Origin of the sequence: Dyella sp. C9, from assembly GCF_003332825.1 — a bacterium.
Taxonomy (GTDB): Bacteria; Pseudomonadota; Gammaproteobacteria; order Xanthomonadales; family Rhodanobacteraceae; genus Dyella.
In genome coordinates, this window is the sequence record NZ_QIRF01000001.1 from 144,294 (window position 1) to 164,731 (window position 20,438).

The window sequence follows — 20,438 nt, forward strand, 5'->3', positions numbered from 1 at the left end:
AGGTATCCGTCCTCGACAGTCCAGCACGGCCGGATGCACCGGCCTATCGGCTGAATGGCGTAGGTTGCCGTGCCATTCGTCGTTGAAGCATGTTTTTGTCAGCGGACAAAAGCAAAAGGCCACCCTGCGGTGGCCTTTGCCGATACCTTTACGTGGCAATCAGCCTGCGCTGCGCGACGCCTTCTTGCGATCGTTTTCGGTCAGGTGCTTCTTGCGCATGCGGATTTCCTTCGGGGTGACTTCGACCAGCTCGTCGTCGTCGATGAAGTCCAGCGCCTGCTCCAGCGAGAACTTGGTCGCCGGGGTGAGCTGGATCGCATCGTCCTTGCCGGAGGCGCGCATGTTGGTCAGCGGCTTGGGCTTGATGGCGTTGACGGTGAGGTCGTTGTCCTTGGCGTGGATGCCGATCAGCTGGCCTTCGTACACCGAGTCGCCTTCGGCGGCGAACAGCTTGCCGCGCTCCTGCAGCGGTCCGAGCGAGTAGGCCGGGGTGGTGCCGCCGGCGTTGGCGATCATCACGCCGTTGGGACGCTTGGCGATGGCCACCGGCGTGTACGGACCGTAATGGTCGAACACGTGGAACAGCAGGCCCGAACCCTGGGTGAGGGTCTTGAACTGGTTCTGGAAGCCGATCAGGCCACGCGCCGGAATCAGGTACTCCAGGCGCACGCGGCCCTTGCCGTCCGACACCATGTTCTTCAGGTCACCCTTGCGGATGCCCAGGCGCTCCATCACGCCACCCTGGTGCTGCTCTTCGATGTCGACCACCAGCTGTTCGATCGGCTCCATCTTCTGGCCGTCGATTTCCTTGATGATCACTTCCGGACGCGACACGGCCAGTTCGTAGCCTTCGCGGCGCATGTTTTCGATCAGCACCGACAGGTGCAGCTCGCCACGGCCCGAGACCAGGAACTTGTCGGCGTCGGAGCCGTCTTCCACGCGCAGCGCCACGTTGTGGACCTTCTCGCGGTCCAGGCGCTCTCGCAGCTGGCGGCTGGTCAGGAACTTGCCGCCCGAAAGGTCCTTGTTGCCGACGAACGGCGAGTTGTTGACCTGGAAGGTCATGCTGATCATCGGCTCGTCGACGCTCAGTGCCGGCAGGGCTTCGGGGGTGTCCAGCGAGGTGACGGTGTCGGAAATGGTCAGCTCCGGAATACCCGAGATGGCGACGATGTCGCCGGCCTCGGCCGAATCCTGCTCGATGCGCTCCAGGCCGAGGAAGCCGAGCACCTGGCCGATCTTGCCCTGGCGCTTCTTGCCTTCGCGGTCGATCACGGCGACCGGCATGCCCTTCTTCAGGGTGCCGCGCTGGATGCGGCCGATGCCGATGACGCCGACGAAGTTGTTGTAGTCCAGCTGGCTGATGCGCATCTGGAAGGCGCCTTCCGGATCCACGTCCGGCTTGGGAGCGTGTTCCATGATCGCTTCGTACAGCGGGGTCATGTCGCCTTCGCGGGCGTCCTGGTCGAGCGAGGCGTAGCCGTTGAGGGCCGACGCGTAGACGATCGGGAATTCCATCTGCTCCGGCGTGGCGCCGAGCTTGTCGAACAGATCCCACACCTGCTCCACCACCCACTCCGGACGGGCGCCCGGGCGGTCGACCTTGTTGACCACCACGATGGGCTTGAAGCCCATGGCGAACGCCTTCTGCGTCACGAAGCGCGTCTGCGGCATCGGGCCGTCCATCGCGTCGACCAGGATCAGCACGGTGTCCACCATCGATAGCACGCGCTCCACCTCGCCGCCGAAGTCGGCGTGGCCTGGGGTGTCGACGATGTTGATGCGGTTCTTGGCGCCGGTCTTCTGGTTGGTCCAGGTGATGGCCGTGTTCTTGGCCAGGATGGTGATGCCACGCTCCTTTTCCTGGTCGTTGCTGTCCATCACGCGCTCGGCGAGCACGGTGCGCTCGTTGAGGGTGCCGGACTGCTTGAGCAGCTGGTCGACGAGCGTGGTCTTGCCATGGTCGACGTGGGCGACGATGGCGATATTGCGCAGATTTTCGATGGACATGAGGTCAGCTCGGGCGGCGCGTAGGCCGTCGCGTGAGGTTTCTGAAGGGATAACCCGAGAATTATACGGGGTTATGTGACAGCTTGCTTGAAAGCTCTTAACAAATCCGTTCAGGGTGGTCGGCGGGCATGGATGGCGGTGCGGCGCACTGGGGGCCAAAGGCGCTGGATTCCCGCTTTCGCGGGAATGACGGTGAGGCAAGTTGGGGGCGAAACGGCAAGAAATACGATCCCGTCATTCCCGCGAAAGCGGGAATCCAGCGCCTTTCTGCGACCCATCGGGGCCCCTGACGGGCGCAAAGAAAGCGGCCCGCCAGGGGCGGGCCGAAGGGGAGTAACACCGGGGAGAGGGTTCAGACCAGGCCGGTCAGCCCGTAGGCCAGGATCACCACGAACACCGCCACGGTCTTGATGACGGTGACCGCGAAAATGTCCCGGTAGGACTGCCGGTGGGTCAGGCCGGTGACCGCCAGCAGGGTGATCACCGCACCGTTGTGCGGCAGGGTGTCCATGCCGCCGGAGGCCATGGCGGCCACCCGGTGCAGTACTTCCATGGGAATACCGGCGGCCTGGGCGATGCGGATGAAGGTGTCGGCCATGGCGGCCAGGGCGATGCTCATGCCGCCCGAGGCCGAGCCGGTGATGCCGGCCAGGGCGGTGACGGTCACCGCCTCGTTCACCAGTGGGTGCGGGATGGCGTGCAGGGTATTGGCGATGAGCTTGAAGCCGGGCAGGGCGGCGATCACCGCGCCAAAGCCGTATTCCGACGCGGTGTTCATCGAGGCGAGCAGGGCACCGCCCACGGCAGCACGGCTGCCCTCGGCAAAGCGCCGCGCCACCGGGCGCCAGGCGCACACCAGTACGCAGACGATGCCCAGCAGCAGCGCCCCTTCCACGGCCCAGATCGCGGCCACCTTGGAAATCTCCTGCACCACCGGCTTGGCCTCGCCGATCACCGCGGGCACGAAACTGTGGCTGGCGCCGTACCAGCGCGGAATCGCATCACCCAGCAGCTTGTTGAACACGCCCACCAGCACCAGCGGCAGCAGGGCCACACATGGGTGGGCCAGGCGGGCGTCCTCGAATGGCGCGGGTTCGTTCACCAGGTTGCTGCCGTAACCCTCGCCTGCCGCTGCGGCCGCGCGCCGGCGCCACTCCAGGTAGAGCAGGCCCGTCAGCAGGATGAAGACTGCGCCCAGCGTGCCCAGCCAGGGCGCGGCCCAGGCGTTGGTGCCGAAGAACGAGGTGGGAATGATGTTCTGGATCTGCGGCGTGCCCGGCAGCGAATCCATCGTGAAGGTGAACGCGCCCAGCGCGATGGTGCCCGGGATCAGCCGCTTGGGAATATCCGACTGACGGAACAGCTCGGCGGCGAACGGATACACCGCAAACACGACCACGAACAACGACACGCCGCCGTAGGTGAGCAGCGCGCACACGATCACGATGGAGAGGATGGCGCGGCCGCGGCCGACCAGCCCGATGGTGGCCGCGACGATGGCCTTGGAGAACCCCGACAGCTCGATCAGCTTGCCGAACAGCGCGCCCAGCATGAACACGGGGAAGTAGAGCTTGAGGAAACCGACCATCTTGTCCATGAACAGGCCGGTGAACATCGGCGCCACCAGCGATGGATCGGTGAGCAGCACCGCACCCAGCGCGGCGACCGGCGCGAACAGGATCACGCTATAGCCGCGGTAGGCTGCCAGCATCAGAAAACAAAGCGCGGCCAGCACGATCAGAAATGCCATCGTCGATTCCCTGGACGCCTGAAGCGGGCGTCGTTGGGCGGCGAGTATCCGGAGCGGCGCGCGGCGGCGGCACTGTACGAAGGTACAAGTGTGGTCGCACGGGGTGCTGCCTAAGCTCCACGGCATTCGGCATCCTGGGTCCGCAGGATGCGTCAAAGCGAGGGGAGCTATGAAACGCACGCATCTGAGTCTGGCGATCGGCCTGGCGGTTGGCCTGTCCTGTCTGGCATCGGCACAGGCGCAGGACGCGCCGCAGAACAGCAGTTCGGCCACCGCCGCCAAACCGGCGGATGCCAAGCAGCTGGAGGGCGTGAAGGTCACGGCGCGCAAGCGCGAGGAAACCCTGCAGGACGTGCCGATCGCGGTGAGCGCCTTCACTGCGCAGACGCTGTTCGACCAGAACGTGCAGAACCTGTCGGACCTGCAGGGCAAGGTGCCGTCGCTGCAGATCTATGCGGCGCGCGGCTCCAACACCACGCTCACCGCCTACCTGCGCGGCATCGGCCAGGCCGACCCGACCTGGGGTTTCGATCCGGCGGTGGGCATCTACCTCGATGACGTGTACATGGCTCGTCCGCAGGGCACCATGCTGGACGTGTTCGACGTGAACCGCATCGAGGTGCTGCGTGGTCCGCAAGGCACGCTGTATGGCAAGAACACCATCGGCGGCGCCATCAAGTACGTGTCCAACCCGTTGCCCACGCAGACCCAGGGCTCGCTGGAGGGCACGGTGGGCACGCACGGCGAGAAGGACATCAAGGGCGCCATCGGCGGCGCCACCTCCGATGGCGTGTGGCGTGGCCGCATCGCCTACGCCAGCGAGCACAACGACGGCTACGGCAAGGACCTGCTCACCGACAGCCGCAACGGCAACAAGAACAGCAACGCCGCGCGCGCCTCGCTGGGCTTTTTTCCCAGCAGCGACTTCAACGCCGAGTTGTCGGTGGATGGCCTGCGCGACAACTCCAACCCGCGTGGCGCCAAGATGCTGACGCCCAATTCGTTCGACCCCGGCTATGCGCCGCTGTCGAGCGACTACGACACGCGCAGCGGCATGGCCCAGCTCAACCACACCACGCTGTGGGGCACCGCGCTGACCCTCAACTGGATCGTGAGCCAGGACTGGACCCTGAAGTCGATCTCGGCCTATCGCGGTTCCTCGACCGATTCCAACATTGACTTCGACACCTTGCCGCAGGCCATTGCGGACGTGAACGCGGTCTACAAGGATCACCAGTTCAGCCAGGAATTCCAGGCCAACTACGACAACGGTGGCGCGGTGCACGGCGTGTTTGGCCTGTACTACTTCGACGGCACCGCCAAGGGCGAGATCCACAACATCTTCCTGGGTTCGCCGCCGTACTACCCGCTGTATTCGCAATACGGCAGCACCGGCGGCAGCATCGGCACCAAGAGCTATGCCGGTTACGGCGACTTCACCTGGGACCTCAGTCCGCAGTGGAGCCTGGACGTGGGCCTGCGCTACACCAGCGAGAAGAAGTCGGCGGTGATCCAGAACTACGCGTTCTCCGATGCCACCTTCAGCACGCCCATCGCCACGCTGGCCGATTTCTCCGGCTCGCATATTTCGCACAATGCCTCGCCCAAGGTGTCGCTGGACTACGCCGCCACCGACCAGATCAAGCTGTACGCCAGCTTCAGCCAGGGTTTCCATTCCGGCGGCTACAACATCCGCGCCAACTGCTCGGCCATTCCGGAGTCGTGCCGTCCTATCGCCGACGAGAAGGTCACCTCGTACGAGCTCGGCAGCAAGATGTCGTTCTTCGACGACTCGCTGATGATGAATACGGCGTTCTTCCACAACGTGTACTCGAACATCCAGCTCTCGGTGTTCACCTCCTATACGCTGGCCAATGGCACACAGGGCTTCTTCGGCGACTTCACCAATGCCGGCAAGGGCCACATCGACGGCTGGGAAGAGGAGTTCGCCTGGACCCCGGCGGAGAACTGGACCTTCAGCGGCAACTGGGCCTACCTGCACACCAAGTACACCGACTTCGAAAGCGGCGGCGTCAACATCGCCGATACCCAGCGCTTCACCAACGCGCCGAAGTGGTCCGGCGGCCTGAACCTGGAGCACAGCATTCCGCTGGACAATGGCGGCACGATCAGTGGTCGCATCAACTACACCTACCAGACCGGCGTCTATCCGGAAACCACGTTGTCGCCGCTGATCTACCAGTCCGGCTATGGCCTGTGGAATGCCGGCATCATCTGGCAGATCGACAAGCCCTGGACGCTGAGCCTGCAAGGCACCAACCTGGCCAACAAGTCGTACCGCACCACCGGCTACAACATCGCCGCGCTCGGCATCGTCACCGGCTTCTACGGCCCGCCGCGCATGGTCACGCTGTCGGCCCGCTATACCTTCTGATCCACTTCCAAGGAGAGTCCCATGCGATGCTGGTCCAGCCTGATGGGGGGTTTGTTGATGCTGGCAGGCACCGCATGGGCCGCCGATGCGCCCCTGCCGGCGCTGAAGCTCGACCCGTCGCGGGTGGCCGTGGCGGGCCTGTCTTCAGGGGCCTACATGGCCACGCAGGCCCAGTTGGCGTACCCGGAGCTGTTTCCGTCGGCGGCACTGGTGGCCGGCGGTCCGTTCGGTTGCTCGGCTGGGCGGCTCGACCTGGCGTTGAGCACGTGCATGAAGGGCGCGCCCGAACCCGACCCTGCGGCCTTGGTGGCCAAGGCCAGGCAGCGTTCGAAGGCAGGTGAACTGGGTTCGCTGCAGGCACTCGCGCATGGGAAGGTGTACCTGTTGCACGGCAAGGACGATACGGTGGTGGCACCGGTGGTGGCCGAGTCCGCAGCGCGCTTCTACACCTTGCTGCGCGATAGCGATCCCGCGCTCAAGGGATTACAAGTGCATGACGACGGCGGGCGCGCCTTCGCGCACAACTTGCCGATTGCCGCCAGCGGCGATGATTGCGAGAAGTCGGTATCGCCGTACCTGGGCCACTGCAACTTCGATGCAGCGGGCGAGATTTTCGCCCAGCTCTATGGCCCGCCCGCGCATGCCGCCAGGGAGGCGAAGGGCGAGCTGCGTCGCTTCAACCAGGATACCTATCGTCCCGACGGTGCCGATGCGTTTCTCGCGCCCTCCGGTTACGTTTACCTGCCACCCGACTGCCTGGCAGGCAAGCGCTGCGGACTGCTGGTGGCGTTTCATGGCTGCAAGCAGAACGCGGATGCGGTGGGCGAGGCCTTCGTGAAGGACGCCGGCTTCAATCGCTGGGCCGACGCCTACGATGTCGCCGTCCTGTATCCTCAAACCCGCGCGAGTACCGCGCCCTTGAATCCGCAGGCATGCTGGGACTGGTGGGGATATTCCGGCGACAACTACGACAGCCGCCAGGGCGTTCAATTGCGCTGGCTGGTCGATGCCGTTCGCGCGATGGGCTTGCCTCATTGATCACACCCTCTCCCATGTGGGGGAGGGGTTGGGGTGAGGATCGGGTGCTTGTGGCGGAGCTCGAGCGCCGCGAACGGTGTCGCCGCGTGTCCAAGTTGGGCGCCGCCAGGAATGGAACGCTGGGGCCAGCCCGGCCCCTCACCCCCGTCTTCTTTCCAGAGGGGAGAGGGCGCGACGTTTCTGCATGCTGACCGCCAGCTCCATTACCGCCGCCGCACTGATCTGGCTGGGTCTGTTGTTCGGCGTGGCCTTGATCGGCGAGCGGCGCCCGGCCTTGTTCGAGCGTCGCTGGGCCATCGTCTACGCGTTGTCGCTGGCCATCCACTGCACCTCGTGGACCTTCTATGGCACGGTTACCCAGGCCAGTCGCTCCGGCTGGTGGCTGCCGCCCACCTTCGTCGGCGCCATCCTGATGTACGTGTTCGCCATCGGCATACTGCGGCGGCTGGTGGCGCTGGCGCGTGACTACAACGCAGGCTCGCTGGCCGACCTGATCGCCGTGCGGCTGGGGCGGCATACCGGGCTGGCCGCCCTGGTGACCGTGGTAGTGCTGATCGGCATCGTGCCGTACATCGCCCTGCAGCTGAAGGCGGTGGCGATGAGCTATGGCATGCTCAGCCGTGGCCAGCTGTCCGAGGCTGATCCGTGGCAGGACAGCGCACTGTACGTCGCGCTGCTGATGGCCTTGTTCGCCATGCTGTTCGGCACGCGTCGCGCTTCGGCCATGGCGCACAACCGCGGCCTGGTGCTGGCGATGGCGTTCGAGTCGCTGTTCAAGCTGGGTGCCATGCTGGCGCTGGGCACGCTGGTGCTGGCGCCGGGCAGCCGTCACCTGATGCAAGGTGCGGCGAGCCAGCACGACAGCACCGGCTTTCCCGCGCTGATCCTGCTCGGTGCATTGGCCATGTTCACGCTGCCGCACCAGTTCCATGCCGGCGTGGTGGAGTGCCGCGATGGCAAGCACCTGCGCACGGCGCGCTGGCTGTTTCCGCTGTACATGCTGCTGATCTCGCTGCCGATCCTGCCGCTGGCGCGGCTGGGCGATGCGTGGTTGGGGCCGGGTGGCGTGCCATCCGATCTCTACGTGCTGGCCTTGCCGCTGGCGCGCGACCAGCACGGGCTGGCGCTGCTGGCTTTCCTCGGCGGCCTGAGCGCAGCCACCAGCATGGTGGTGGTGGCGACGCTGGCGCTCAGCCTGATGATCGTCAACCATTTCATCGCGCCCTTGCGCGTGCGCGCAGGCTGGGGCCGCGACGAACAGGGCGACCTGCGCGGCGAAGTGCTCAACCAGCGCCGCATGGCGATCCTCGCGGTGATCCTGCTGGCCTGGGGTTACAGTCGGGTGCTGGCGCGCAACGATGCGCTGGCCGACATCGGCGCGATCTCCTTCTCGGCACTGGCCGGCCTGGCGCCGGCGCTGCTGGCGGCGGTGTACCGGCCGCAGCTGGGGGCGCGAGCGGTGGCGGCGGGCCTCGCCGTGGGCACCTTGGTATGGCTGTACGTGCTGCTGCCGTCGATAGAGCCGCATGGGCCGGCCTGGTGGCATGCGGGGCCGTTCGGCTGGTCGTGGTTGTCGCCGGATGGCTTGCTTGGACTGGACGACTGGAGCCGGCTGGGGCGCGCGGTGGTGCTCAGCCTGGTGGCCAATGTCACCACCATGTTCGTCGTGGCCAGCTCGCGTTTTGGCCGGGCGCCACGATCGGCCAGCATGGGGGACATCGGCCTGGCGGAGTTGCGCGCGCTGGCCACGCGTTTCCTGCCGCCGGACCGGGTCGCGCACCTGTTCGCCGATGCGCCGGCCAGCGGCGTGGCCGGCAGTGCACGCATCGCGGCGGTGGAGCATGAACTGGCGGCGGTGATCGGTGCATCCTCCGCGCGCCTGCTGCTTGAAGTGATGCGCCAGCAGCGACGAGAGGAGTTCGACACGGTGGCCGCCATCGTGGGCGAGGCGGCGCAGGACCTGCGCTTCAACCAGCGCGTGCTGGAAGCGGCTCTAGAAAACATGAGCCAGGGCATCTGCGTGGTGGATGCCGAGCTGCGCCTGGTGGCGTGGAACAGCCGCTACGCGAGCCTGTTCGGCTATCCCGTCGAGCTGCTGCAAGTAGGGCGGCCGGTGGCCGATCTCACGCGCCACAACATCGAGCGCGGCATGGTAGGGCCGGGAGAAACGGAATCGCGCGTGCAGCAGCGGCTGACGCACATGCGTGCGGGCACGCGGCACCTGTCCGAGCGTCGCTTTCCCGATGGCACCATCGTGGAGATCCGCGGCAATCCGATGCCGGGCGGCGGTTTCGTGGCCACGTTCACTGACGTCACCGCATTCCGCCGCGCCGAGGAGGCGCTCAAGCGCGCCAACGAAACGCTGGAGCTGCGGGTAGAGGAGCGCACCCACGCGCTGGCCGCCGCCACCGCCGATGCGCAACGGGCCAACGAAGCCAAGAGCCGCTTCCTCGCCGCCGTGAGCCACGACCTGATGCAGCCGTTGCATGCCGCGCAATTGTTCGCCCACACGTTGGCCGAGCGCGACAGCGACGGCGCCACCGCACGCCACCTGCACGGTGCGCTGGCGGCTACGGAAGGGCTGCTGGCCGGCCTGCTCGACATGGCGCGCCTTGAGGCTGGGCGCCTGCAGGCGCAGCCGCGCGACTTCGCCCTGGCCGATGTGCTTGGCCCGCTGGCGGCGGAGTTCCGCGTGATGGCAGCCGATCGCGGCGTGCGCTTCGACGTGGTCGCCAACCGGCAATGGGTGCATTCCGATCCGCAGCTGCTGCGCCGCGTGCTGCAGAACTTCCTGTCCAACGCGTTGCGCTATGCGGAGCACGGGCGCGTGCTGCTGGGCGTGCGTCGCCAGGGCGCTCGCCTGCAATTGCAGGTCTGGGACAACGGGCCTGGCATCGTGCCTGGCGAACAGCGTTTCATCTTCGACGAGTTCCGGCGTGGCAGCGCCTCGGGCGGGCAGGGGCTGGGCCTGGGCTTGTCGATCGCGCAACGCATGGCCGCGTTGCTGGGTCATCCGATCAGCCTGCGCTCATGGCCGGGCAAGGGCAGTGTGTTCGAACTGGTGGTGCCGCGGGCGCTGGCCCACGCACCGGCACCGGCGGGCTTGATCGAACCGCAGCCCTTGCCGTCGGGCCGTGCGCTGGTGCTCGACAACGAGCCGGCAGCGTTGTCCGCGCTGAGCGCACTGCTCGGCAACTGGGGCTGGCAGGTGCATGCGGCGCGCACGCTGGAACAGGCGCAGGCCGCGCCATGGCAACCGGACGTGCATATCTTCGATTACCACCTCGATGGCGGATGCACTGGGCTCGACGTGCTGCAGGCACTGGGCGAGTCTGCGCGCACGGTACCCACCGTGATCCTCACCGCGGACCGCGATGGCGACCTGCGCCAGCGTCTGCTCGATCATGGACTGGGCGTGCTGTACAAGCCGCTCAAGCCGCTGGCGTTGCGGCAGCTGTTGCAGCGCGTGACTGCGGCGCGCTGCTGAGGGCGCTACAGGCGCACGCCTTCACTCAGTTCCAGCGAGCGCAGCAATACGCCGGCCTGCGTGCGATTGCGCACGCCGAGCTTCTCGAAGATCGCCGTCACATGGGCCTTGACGGTGCGCTCCTGGATGGTCAGGCGATCAGCGATCTGCTTGTTGAGCAAGCCTTCGCCGAGCAATGCCAGCACGCGGTACTGCTGTTCGGTCAGCCGTGCCAGGCGGCCGGCCAGGTCGACATCCACCGGATCGACGGGCAGCGCCGCCACCGCTCGCGCCAGCTCCGGCGGCAGCCAGTTGCCGCAGTCGAGCACGCTGCGGATGGCCTGGGCGATTTCGGCCGGGCTGGCGCTCTTGGGGATGAAACCGGCGGCGCCATGGTCGAGCGCGCGACGCACCGTGCGTGGTTCGTCATGCGCCGACACCACCAGCACAGCCACGGACGCGAACTGGCCGCGCAGCGTGGCGAGCCCGGACAGGCCCTGGCTGCCGGGCATGTGCAGATCCAGCAGCACCAGGTCGATGTCCGGATCGGCCGACAGGGATTCCAGCGCACTGGCCAGGTCGGCCGCTTCCATCACGTCGCAGTCGCCAACGCTTTCGCGCGCGGCCTGACGCAATGCAGCACGGAATAGGGGGTGATCGTCGGCGATGAGCAGGCGTGTCATGGCCGCTGACGTTAGCGATGACGAAGGCCCGCGTCGAGTTCGGGAAGTCATGACGTCACCTGACGACGACTGCCACTGTGCTGGACTTTCGTACGATGGCAGGGGCCCTCCCGATTGTTATGGTGGCGGGCATGACCAATCGATCTTTCCGATGGATGTTGTGGATGGCGCCCTTGCTCGCGTCATGCAGCACCGCGCCAGCGCCCAAGGAGTCCGGCATGTCCACCCCCGATTTCGTGCGCGGAGAAGTGCGCATCACCGAGCACCGGGGTGATGACGACCTGCTCAGCGCGGGCCTGGGCCTGTCCGGGTTGGCTGGCAGTCCCGCGGCGTTCGCCAATCCGCAGGCACCCACGCCGGCCGAATTGCGGCGGCGTGCGATCCAGACCAGCTGGAAGGGCATTGCCGATCTGGGCGCGCTGGGCGGTTACGGGAAGGTGTATGGTGCCGTGCCGATGGTGCCCGGGCGTGAGTACCAGGCGTTTGCCTGGATTCCCGGCGCGCATTCGCCGCATCGCGTGCTGCTGCAGGTGCCCGATCATTTCGATGCAAGCCGGCGTTGCCTGGTGGTGACGGCCTCCTCGGGTTCGCGCGGCATCTATGGTGCCATTGCCTTGGCCGGTGCCTGGGGTCTGCCCCGCGGTTGCGCGGTGGCCTATACCGACAAGGGCACGGGGGCGGGCTATTTCGATCCGGCCGACCACACCGGTGTGGCGCTGGATGGCACGCGCGCGAGGCGCGGCAGCACGACATTGGAATTCGAGCCCGCGGCGGGCGGCGAGTACCTGGGCATCAAGCATGCGCACTCGGGTGACAACCCGGAGGCCGATTGGGGACGACACGTGCTCCAGGCGGCGCAATTCGGCCTGGCCATGCTCGATCGCGCGTTCCCGGATCAGGCACCGTTCACGGCACAGAACACCCGCATCATTGCCACCGGTCTGTCCAATGGCGGTGGTGCCGTGCTGCAGGCGGCCGGGCTGGACGACCAGCATCTGCTCGCCGGCGTGGTGGCATTGGAGCCCAACGTTCGCGTGCCCGGGCATGGGCGAGCCCTGTTCGACTACGCCACCGAGGCTTCGCTCTGGCTGCCCTGCGCGCTGGCCGACGAGCGCTTCGCACAGGTGCCGATGGCGCGCACGCCGCAGGGCGAGGTGCCTCCGGCCTGGGCACAGCGCTGTCATCAGCTGCATGAGCGGGGATTGGTGAACGGGCCGCACGTGGGCCAGCAGGCAGCCCAGGCGGTGGAGCATCTGAAGGCCGGCGGGTGGACCGAGCAGGCGCTGGCCACCGCGGCCTCGTCCACGGCGCTCGACCTGTGGCGCGCGATCACCGCAGCGTATGCGTCGGCATACATGCGCAAGGGGCCCGATGACATGCCCTGCGGCTTCCACTACGCGGCCACCGGCGCCCATGGCGCGCCGGGCGTGGCGCCGGAAACGGTGCGGGCCGGTTGGTGGGCCGATGCCTCGGGCATTCCTCCCGGCAACGGCATTGGCCTGTTTGGCGGTACGGACCACACGGCCGATCCCACCCTGCAGGGCGCGTGGTGCCTGCGTGCGCTGTGGGAGGACACCGATCCCAGCACCCAGGCGCTGCGCGACGGCGTGGCCGCGACGACGGTAAAACTGCCGCGCCCCAGCCTGCCGCTGTGGGTGGTGCACGGCGCATCCGACGGCCTGCTGCCGACCTCGTTCACCTCCGAGCCCTATGTGGATTGGCTGCGCAGCAACGGCGGGCATCCGCTGTACTGGAAGGTGCCACACGCCCAGCATTTCGATGCCTTCCTCGCGTTGCCCGGCTTTGGCGACCAGCACGTGCCGTTGCTGCCCTATGGCTATGCGGCGCTGGACCGCTTGTGGGCGCATATCTACGACGGCGCGCCGTGGCCGACGGTCGTGCCCACCCCGGTTGCACAGCCCAGGGGCGCGGGCCCGCTGGCACCCGCAGCGCTGGACTTGCCGGCGCCCTGGACTGCCGGGCCTGGTTGAGCCCGGGTTTTCGCGACGGGTACCTGCAGATCACGCCAGCTGGAGTATCCTTGCCGGCCCGCAGGGCGCCCGCTTGCTGCACCTTGCCTTTGTGAACAAGGACTTCCGATGACCATCAACGTCACCATGACCACCAACCGCGGTCCGATCCACCTGCGTCTGCATGAGGACAAGACCCCGGTGACGGTGGCCAGCTTCGTCAACCTGGCTCGCCGTGGCTACTACGATGGCCTGGCCTTTCACCGCGTGATCGCCGACTTCATGATCCAGGGCGGCTGCCCCGAGGGCAGTGGCCGTGGTGGCCCGGGCTACCGCTTCGAGGACGAATTCGACGCCTCGCTGCGTCACGACAAGCCGGGCGTGCTGTCGATGGCCAATGCCGGTCCGCGCACCAACGGCAGCCAGTTCTTCATCACCCACGGCGCCACCCCGTGGCTGGACGGCAAGCACAGCGTGTTCGGTGAAGTGGTGAGCGCGGAAGACCAGGCCGTGGTCGATGCGATCCGCCAGGGCGACACCATCGAGAAGGTCACCGTGGAAGGCGACGTCGACGCGCTGCTGGCCGCCCAGGCCGACCGCGTGAAGGAATGGAACGCGGTGCTGGACCAGCGCGGCTGAGCCATTTCGTCAGCATCACGTGAAGAAGCCGCCGTTCCCGCGAACGGCGGCTTTTTTCATGGGCGGCTGTCATGGCGATGCATCCGGCATGGGCCTAGAATCGAAGGGCTCCACGCGACACACGATGTGCGTCTTCCCCATTCCAAGGAGATGTAGTCATGTCATTCCTCAATGATCTGCTCGGTGGCCAGGGCAATCAGGCCGGTGGTTCCTCGCTGGTGTCGGTCGCCGGACAGCTGATCGAAAAGGCAGGTGGCATCCAGGGCCTGGTGGCCATGCTGCAGCAGCATGGGCTGGGCGAAGCGGCGCAATCCTGGGTAGGCACCGGTGCCAACCAGGCCGTATCCGGTGAACAGTTGGGCCAGGCGCTGCAGAACGGCGGACTGGGCTCGCTGGTGCAGGAGGCGGCGGGCAAGCTGGGCGTCGACCAGAACCAGCTGCTGGGCCAGCTCTCGCAGGTGCTGCCGCATGCCGTGGATCACCTCACGCCCAACGGGCAGGTACCGGCGCAGGGGCAGGGTGGCTTCGACCTGGGGTCGCTGGCCTCGCTGGCGGGCAAGCTGTTCGGCGGCGGCAACGCCGCCTGAGCCATCGGCATGATGTCCCCGACGGTGCGCAAGGCACCGTCGGGGAGCCGTGCGTCACGAGGTGGCGCCGCGACGGAACAGTGCGTGATAGATCACCAGCAGCACCACCGCGCCGCCGATGGACCCGAGGAAGTGCACGAAACCGGTTTCACCCCACCAGCCCAGCTTCTCGCCCACGTACGTGGAAATGATGGAGCCGAGAATGCCGAGGATGGCGGTGATGATGAAGCCCATCGCCTCTTTGCCAGGCGTCAGCGCCTTGGCGATCACACCTACGACCAGACCGACGATGATCACCCATAGCCAGTGCATATGCGTATGTCCTTGGTGAGTGTCCGCAAGAGATCCTGAGTCCTGATGCCAGGCGGCCTCCGGCCTGCCCGTTGCCTCCCGATGCGCCCCCTGTTCCCGGTCTCGCGCCGGGTGGCGGGCCCATCATGCCCGTGCGGCCGCCGGCGCGCATCTGACTGCCGTGCCAACCCCGACCATCGCCTAAAGGGGACGATGCGCCGGCGCATGCTAAAATCTCCGGGTTTGCTGTCTTCGTCCCCGCACAAGAGGAAGTCATGCCCCAGCTCGCCCAGCGTGTCGGCCGCGCCAAGCCCAGCGCGATCATGGCCATCGCCGAAAAAGCCAAGCAACTCAAGGCCGCCGGCAAGGACATCATCAGCTTCTCCATCGGCATCCCCAACTTCCTGCCCGGCGAGCACGTCTACGCCGCCGCCCGCGAGGCTCTCCAGCACGATTCCGGCCAGTACGGCAGCAACCGCGGCGCCGAGGCGCTGCTCGATGCCTTCCTCGCGCACCTGGGCAAGCTCGGCTTCCAGGGCTATGGCCGGCTGAACCTGTCGATCGGCATCGGTGCCAAGCAGGTGCTGTACAACCTGGCCGAGGCGCTGATGGACGAGGGCGACGAGATCGCCTTCGCCGCGCCGTACTGGACTACCTACCGCGACATCGCCGACATCGTGGGCGTGAAGGCCAACGTGCTGCACTGCGGCCCGGAGCAGAACTACAAGCTGGTGCCCGCGCAGCTCGAAGCCGCGCTGGCGCGCAAGCCCAAGGTGTTCCTGTTCAACAACCCGTCCAATCCCACCGGCATGGTCTATACGCGCGACGAAATCGCCGCGCTGGCCGAGGTGCTGGTGAAGTATCCGGACACCTGGATCATCACCGACGACATCTACAACTCGATGGTGTTCGACGGCATCGGCTACCACAACTTCGTGCACATCAAGCCGGAGCTGAAGGACCGCCTGATCTTCGTCGATTCGGTGTCCAAGACCTACGGCATGCCGGGTTGGCGCGTGGGCCTGATCGCCGGTCCCGAGAACGTGGCCAAGGCCATCACCACGCTCAACTCCAACCACATCACCAGCCTGCCGGAAGTGATCACTGCCGCGGCGGTCGCCGCCTTCAGCGGTCCGCAGGACGTGCCGCAGGCCAAGTGCAAGGAATTCGCCGAGAAGCGCGACGTGGTGGTCAACGCGCTGCAAGCCATCCCGGGCGTCGTCTGCCCGCGCCCGCAGGGTGCGTTCTACGTGTTCCCGGACATCTCGGTGGCCTTCGGCAAGAGCCACAACGGCGTGCGCATCGACAACGACGTCGACCTGTGCGCGGCCCTGCTGGAAGCCAAGGGCGTGGCCTGCGTGCCGGGCTCGGCCTTCGGCGAGCCACGAGCCATGCGCATTTCCTATACCTGCCCGACCGCACAATTGCAGCCCGGGCTGGAACGCATCCAGGCGTTCTTTGCTGAACTGACCTGATGGTTCATGACCCCATGCCTCACGGGAACTTCAAAAGGTCGGCCGTTTCACTCGTCATCCCCGCAAAAGCGGGGATCCAGTGCCTTTTGCCTTTTGACACCTGAAAATCACTGGATTCCCGCTTTTGCGGGAATGACGGCTTTTCATTGTTGTCGTGTCGCATGGGTTTCATTTTCGTAAGACTAGCCAAGTTGAAGGAGTTTCCCCGATGAAAGCCCCTGTTCGTGTTGCCGTTACCGGCGCTGCCGGCCAGATCGGTTACGCCCTGCTGTTCCGCATCGCCGCGGGCGACATGCTGGGCCCGGACCAGCCGGTGATCCTGCACCTGCTGGAAATCACTCCGGCGCTGCCCGCCCTGCAGGGCGTGGTGATGGAACTCAACGACTGCGCGTTCCCGACGCTGGCCGGCGTCGTGGCCACCGACGATGTGAACGTCGCCTTCAAGGACGTCGATTACGCGCTGCTGGTGGGTGCCCGCCCGCGCGGCCCGGGCATGGAGCGCAAGGACCTGCTCGAAGCCAACGGCGCCATCTTCGGCCCGCAGGGCAAGGCCCTGAACGACCACGCCAAGCGTGACGTGCGCGTGCTGGTGGTCGGCAACCCGGCCAACACCACCGCCCTGATCGCCCAGCAGAGCGCCCCGGACCTGGATCCCAAGTGCTTCACCGCCATGGTGCGCCTGGACCACAACCGCGCGCTGTCGCAGCTGGCCGAGAAGACCGGCAAGCACAGCACCGACATCAAGAAGATGACCATCTGGGGCAACCACAGCTCCACCCAGTACCCGGACCTGCACCACACCACCGTGGGCGGCAAGCCGGCGCTGTCGCTGGTCGACCAGGCCTGGTACGAGAGCGATTTCATCCCGACCGTGCAGCAGCGCGGCGCGGCCATCATCAAGGCCCGTGGCGCTTCCTCGGCGGCTTCGGCCGCGTCGGCCGCCATCGACCACATGCGCACCTGGGCGCAGGGCACCGCGGAAGGTGACTGGGTCTCGATGGGCATTCCGTCCGACGGTTCGTACGGCATCGCCCCGGGCGTGATCTACGGCTATCCGGTGACCGTGAAGAACGGCAAGTACGAAATCGTGCAGGGCCTGGAGATCAACGACTTCTCGCGCGCCCGCATGGATGCCACCGACAAGGAACTGCGCGAAGAGCGCGCCGGCGTCGAGCACCTGTTCGCCAAGAAGTAATCCGGCTTCGGCTGGAACAAAAAAAGGGCGGCCTTGGGCCGCCCTTTTTTTGCATCAGTGCACGCTGCGCGCCGCGCAGGTCCATGCCTGGCGCAGGTAGTCCAGCAGGGCATCGTCCACCGCACTGCCGCTGCGCAGGTCCGGCTCCTTCGCATAGGCCTCGCGGATGCGCGCATGCGTGCCCGGGTTGTCGCCGGCATAGGAGCGGAACAACGCCTGCCAGCGGCTAGCCAGAGCCTGGGTTCGCGCGTCGTCGGGCGGAACGCCTTCCTTCATGGCCTTGCGCAGTTCAGCGATCAGCGCGGGCCAGGCATACATCTGCTTACCGTAGTGGCGCGCATCACGGCCATCCCGGTTTCGTCCAGGTAGCGGACGAAGATGCCCCAGGCGCGCCGCTACGACGGCTTGCTCGACAAAGTGTCCGAGTGCCACGGCGATGCCGCTGCGCCGTGCAAGTTCGCCTACGGTGAGTTCCATGGGGTGTCCTCGTTGCGTGCCGGATACGGTGGGGGCTTACGCGACGTGAGGGTCAAGCCTCTCCGTCGGGCGGCGCTTCATGGTTAAATCTGCCGATCCTCGACTGGAACCCGGATATGAAGCAACTAATTGCGATCGCCACCTGCTGTGTCCTGCTGACCGCCTGCGGTGGCGTCCATGGCCTGCGTGACACCACGCCGAAGATGAGCAGCCGAACCAACAAGGACATTCCGACTTATCTTGAATGCGTGCGGGCCAAGTGGGACGGCATGGGTCAGGTAAGCCTGGAAAACAAGAAGGAAGAAGGCACGCTTTCCGCGACGGACAAGGCCGGCGCCCGTGAGCTGATCAGCGTGACGCCCGATGGCACTGGCGCGCAAGTGATGATGTACGAGACGCAGGACCTCAAGAAGGACTACAACCCGGCGTATCGCGACGCGGCCGTGTCCTGCCTGTAATGTCATGACAGTCTTGTCCTGGTCGGGTCCTGCGTGACTCGACCAAGGTCGCACAGCCCATCCTCCATGGCTGCTCTAGGCTAGCCGGAAGCAGCAGCCGGAGGATGGGAACGATGCAATACGAGGAGTTCTATCGGTGGTCGGTCGAGCAGCCCGAGGCGTTCTGGGCAGAGCAGGCCAAGCGCATTCACTGGCACTCGCCGCCGCGGCAGATCCTCGATGTTTCCCTGCCGCCTTTTCGCCGCTGGTTCGTCGGCGGCACCACCAACCTCTGCTACAACGCGCTTGATCGTCACCTGGAAGAACGTGGCGGCCAGCTGGCGCTGGTGGCCGTTTCCACCGAAACCGGGGTGACGCGCGAACTCAGCTACAGCGACCTCTACCGCGAAGTGAACACCTTTGCCGCCGTGCTCGTCTCGCTGGGCGTGGGCAAGGGCGATCGCGTGGTGATCTATCTCCCCAATATCGCCGAGGCCGTGTTCGCCATGCTGGCGTGCGCGCGCATCGGGGCCATCCACTCGGTGGTGTTCGGCGGCTTTGCCTCGCACAACCTCGCATTGCGCATCGACGATGCGCAGCCCGCGCTGCTGGTCGCCGCGGATGCGGGCATGCGTGGTGGCAAGGTCATTCCGTACAAGCCCCTGGTCGACGCGGCGCTGGAAGAGGCCAGTTGGAAGCCGGCGCACGTGCTGATTGTCGATCGGGGACTCGATCCACAGATGACGCGCGTGGCTGGGCGCGACCTCGATTACGCCACCCTGCGTGCGTCCTGCGACGGCGTCGAAGTCCCGGTGGCCTGGCTGGAATCGAACGAGCCCAGCTACCTGCTTTACACCTCCGGCACTACTGGCAAACCCAAGGGCATACAGCGCGACGTGGGCGGTTACGCGGTGGCCATGGCGCTCTCCATCACGACCGTGTTCGACATCGCGCCGGGGCAGGTGATGTTCTCCACTTCGGACGTGGGTTGGGCGGTCGGGCACTCGTACAACGTGTACGGGCCACTGATCGGCGGCGCCACCTCATTGCTCTACGAAGGCTTGCCGACGAATCCCGATCCCGGCATCTGGTGGCAGCTGTGCGAGCGCTATGGCGTACGCACCATGTTCTCCTCGCCCACGGGTATCCGCGTGCTGAAGAAGCAGGATGCCAGCTGGCTGAAGAAGTACGATCTTTCCCGGCTCAAGTGGCTGTTCCTGGCCGGCGAGCCACTGGACGAACCCACGGCCGAATGGATCACCCGGGGACTGGGTGTGCCGGTGATCGACAACTACTGGCAAACCGAAACCGGCTGGCCTGCGATCACCCTCATGCCGGGCCTGGACCTCAAGCCAGTGAAATTCGGCTCGCCGGGACTGCCTAGCCCGGGCTACCGCATGAAGGTCATCGACGAGGCCACCGGCGAGGAGCTGCCGCCCCACCGCAAGGGCGTGCTGGTGTTCGAGCCGCCGTTGCCGCCAGGTTGCCTCAGTACGGTGTGGCGCGATGACGACCGCTATGTCACCAGCTATTTCAGCCACTTCAACGAACTGCTGTACAGCTCGCTCGATTGGGCGATCCGCGACGACAACGGCTACACCACCATCCTTGGCCGCACCGACGACGTGATCAACGTCGCCGGCCACCGGCTGGGCACGCGTGAAATCGAGGAGTCGGTGTCCACCCATCCGGCCTGTGCGGAGGCCGCCGTGGTCGGCGTGCAGGACGACCTGAAAGGGCAGGTGCCGGTGGTGTTCGCCACCCTCAAGCAGGGCGTCGCCGAGCCGCCGGCCGAGGTGGCCAGGGCCATGCAGCAGCGGGTGGTACAGCAACTGGGTGGCGTGGCCAAGCCCGCGCGCATCTACGTGGTGAACGCCCTGCCAAAGACCCGCTCGGGCAAGCTGCTGCGGCGTTCACTGCAGGCATTGGTGCAACACACCGATCCGGGTGACCTGTCCACGCTGGATGACCCCAATGCGCTGGAGGAAGTACGCCGCGCGTTGGATCGCGGACCGGACCAGTAAC

At 66.3% G+C, this 20,438-nt stretch carries 15 protein-coding genes; 10 read left to right on the forward strand and 5 right to left on the reverse strand.

Annotation, left to right across the window (positions count from 1 at the left end):
• Nucleotides 1-159 precede the first annotated feature (159 nt).
• Nucleotides 160-2,010: a translational GTPase TypA gene (gene typA, locus DVU99_RS00680; RefSeq protein WP_114238283.1), complete on the reverse strand. Its 1,851-nt coding sequence runs from the start codon at nucleotides 2,008-2,010 to the stop codon at nucleotides 160-162.
• Between the two features lie 352 nt (nucleotides 2,011-2,362).
• On the reverse strand, nucleotides 2,363-3,760 hold the full coding sequence (locus DVU99_RS00685) for a GntP family permease (protein WP_114238284.1): 1,398 nt from the start codon (nucleotides 3,758-3,760) through the stop codon (nucleotides 2,363-2,365).
• A gap of 169 nt (nucleotides 3,761-3,929) precedes the next feature.
• Between DVU99_RS00685 and DVU99_RS00690 the strand changes: the two genes are divergently transcribed.
• The 3 genes from DVU99_RS00690 (at nucleotide 3,930) to DVU99_RS00700 (ending at nucleotide 10,680) form a co-directional block, all read left to right on the forward strand.
• Nucleotides 3,930-6,155 (forward strand): TonB-dependent receptor, encoded by a 2,226-nt coding sequence (locus DVU99_RS00690; RefSeq protein ID WP_114238285.1) that lies wholly within the window; start codon nucleotides 3,930-3,932, stop codon nucleotides 6,153-6,155.
• A 21-nt stretch (nucleotides 6,156-6,176) separates the two neighbouring features.
• Nucleotides 6,177-7,193 (forward strand): PHB depolymerase family esterase, encoded by a 1,017-nt coding sequence (locus tag DVU99_RS00695; protein WP_114238286.1) that lies wholly within the window; start codon nucleotides 6,177-6,179, stop codon nucleotides 7,191-7,193.
• A 184-nt stretch (nucleotides 7,194-7,377) separates the two neighbouring features.
• Nucleotides 7,378-10,680: a PAS-domain containing protein gene (locus tag DVU99_RS00700; RefSeq protein WP_114238287.1), complete on the forward strand. Its 3,303-nt coding sequence runs from the start codon at nucleotides 7,378-7,380 to the stop codon at nucleotides 10,678-10,680.
• 5 nt (nucleotides 10,681-10,685) lie between these two features.
• Here the strand turns inward: DVU99_RS00700 and DVU99_RS00705 are convergent, their stop codons facing one another.
• Nucleotides 10,686-11,342, reverse strand: coding sequence for a response regulator transcription factor (locus tag DVU99_RS00705; protein ID WP_114238288.1), 657 nt, complete (start codon nucleotides 11,340-11,342; stop codon nucleotides 10,686-10,688).
• A gap of 164 nt (nucleotides 11,343-11,506) precedes the next feature.
• Between DVU99_RS00705 and DVU99_RS00710 the strand changes: the two genes are divergently transcribed.
• The 3 genes from DVU99_RS00710 to DVU99_RS00720 all read left to right on the forward strand — a co-directional run bounded on the left by DVU99_RS00710 (nucleotide 11,507) and on the right by DVU99_RS00720 (nucleotide 14,538).
• A complete protein-coding gene (locus DVU99_RS00710) occupies nucleotides 11,507-13,333 on the forward strand; it encodes a D-(-)-3-hydroxybutyrate oligomer hydrolase (protein ID WP_255412900.1) in 1,827 nt (608 codons plus the stop codon).
• Nucleotides 13,334-13,441: 108 nt separating this feature from the next.
• Nucleotides 13,442-13,951: a peptidylprolyl isomerase gene (locus DVU99_RS00715; protein WP_114238290.1), complete on the forward strand. Its 510-nt coding sequence runs from the start codon at nucleotides 13,442-13,444 to the stop codon at nucleotides 13,949-13,951.
• A gap of 158 nt (nucleotides 13,952-14,109) precedes the next feature.
• A complete protein-coding gene (locus DVU99_RS00720) occupies nucleotides 14,110-14,538 on the forward strand; it encodes a YidB family protein (protein WP_114238291.1) in 429 nt (142 codons plus the stop codon).
• 54 nt (nucleotides 14,539-14,592) lie between these two features.
• Here the strand turns inward: DVU99_RS00720 and DVU99_RS00725 are convergent, their stop codons facing one another.
• The gene (locus tag DVU99_RS00725) at nucleotides 14,593-14,850 is read right to left on the reverse strand and encodes a GlsB/YeaQ/YmgE family stress response membrane protein (protein ID WP_114238292.1); all 258 of its coding nucleotides are present in this window, start codon (nucleotides 14,848-14,850) and stop codon (nucleotides 14,593-14,595) included.
• Between the two features lie 254 nt (nucleotides 14,851-15,104).
• On the opposite strand from DVU99_RS00725, the gene DVU99_RS00730 reads away from it, so the two are divergent.
• Both DVU99_RS00730 and DVU99_RS00735 read left to right on the forward strand, forming a co-directional pair.
• Nucleotides 15,105-16,304 (forward strand): pyridoxal phosphate-dependent aminotransferase, encoded by a 1,200-nt coding sequence (locus DVU99_RS00730; protein ID WP_114238293.1) that lies wholly within the window; start codon nucleotides 15,105-15,107, stop codon nucleotides 16,302-16,304.
• Between the two features lie 208 nt (nucleotides 16,305-16,512).
• Nucleotides 16,513-17,499, forward strand: coding sequence for a malate dehydrogenase (locus DVU99_RS00735; RefSeq protein WP_114238294.1), 987 nt, complete (start codon nucleotides 16,513-16,515; stop codon nucleotides 17,497-17,499).
• 54 nt (nucleotides 17,500-17,553) lie between these two features.
• Here DVU99_RS00735 and DVU99_RS00740 read toward each other — a convergent pair whose 3' ends face one another.
• Nucleotides 17,554-17,976, reverse strand: a complete 423-nt coding sequence (locus DVU99_RS00740) for a TipAS antibiotic-recognition domain-containing protein (protein ID WP_114238295.1) — start codon at nucleotides 17,974-17,976, stop codon at nucleotides 17,554-17,556.
• 116 nt (nucleotides 17,977-18,092) lie between these two features.
• On the opposite strand from DVU99_RS00740, the gene DVU99_RS00745 reads away from it, so the two are divergent.
• Together DVU99_RS00745 and prpE are read left to right on the forward strand one after the other, a co-directional pair.
• Entirely contained in the window at nucleotides 18,093-18,434 is a 342-nt protein-coding gene (locus DVU99_RS00745; protein WP_114238296.1) for a hypothetical protein, read from the forward strand.
• Between the two features lie 104 nt (nucleotides 18,435-18,538).
• Nucleotides 18,539-20,437, forward strand: coding sequence for a propionate--CoA ligase (gene prpE, locus DVU99_RS00750; protein WP_255412901.1), 1,899 nt, complete (start codon nucleotides 18,539-18,541; stop codon nucleotides 20,435-20,437).
• Nucleotide 20,438 lies beyond the last annotated feature (1 nt).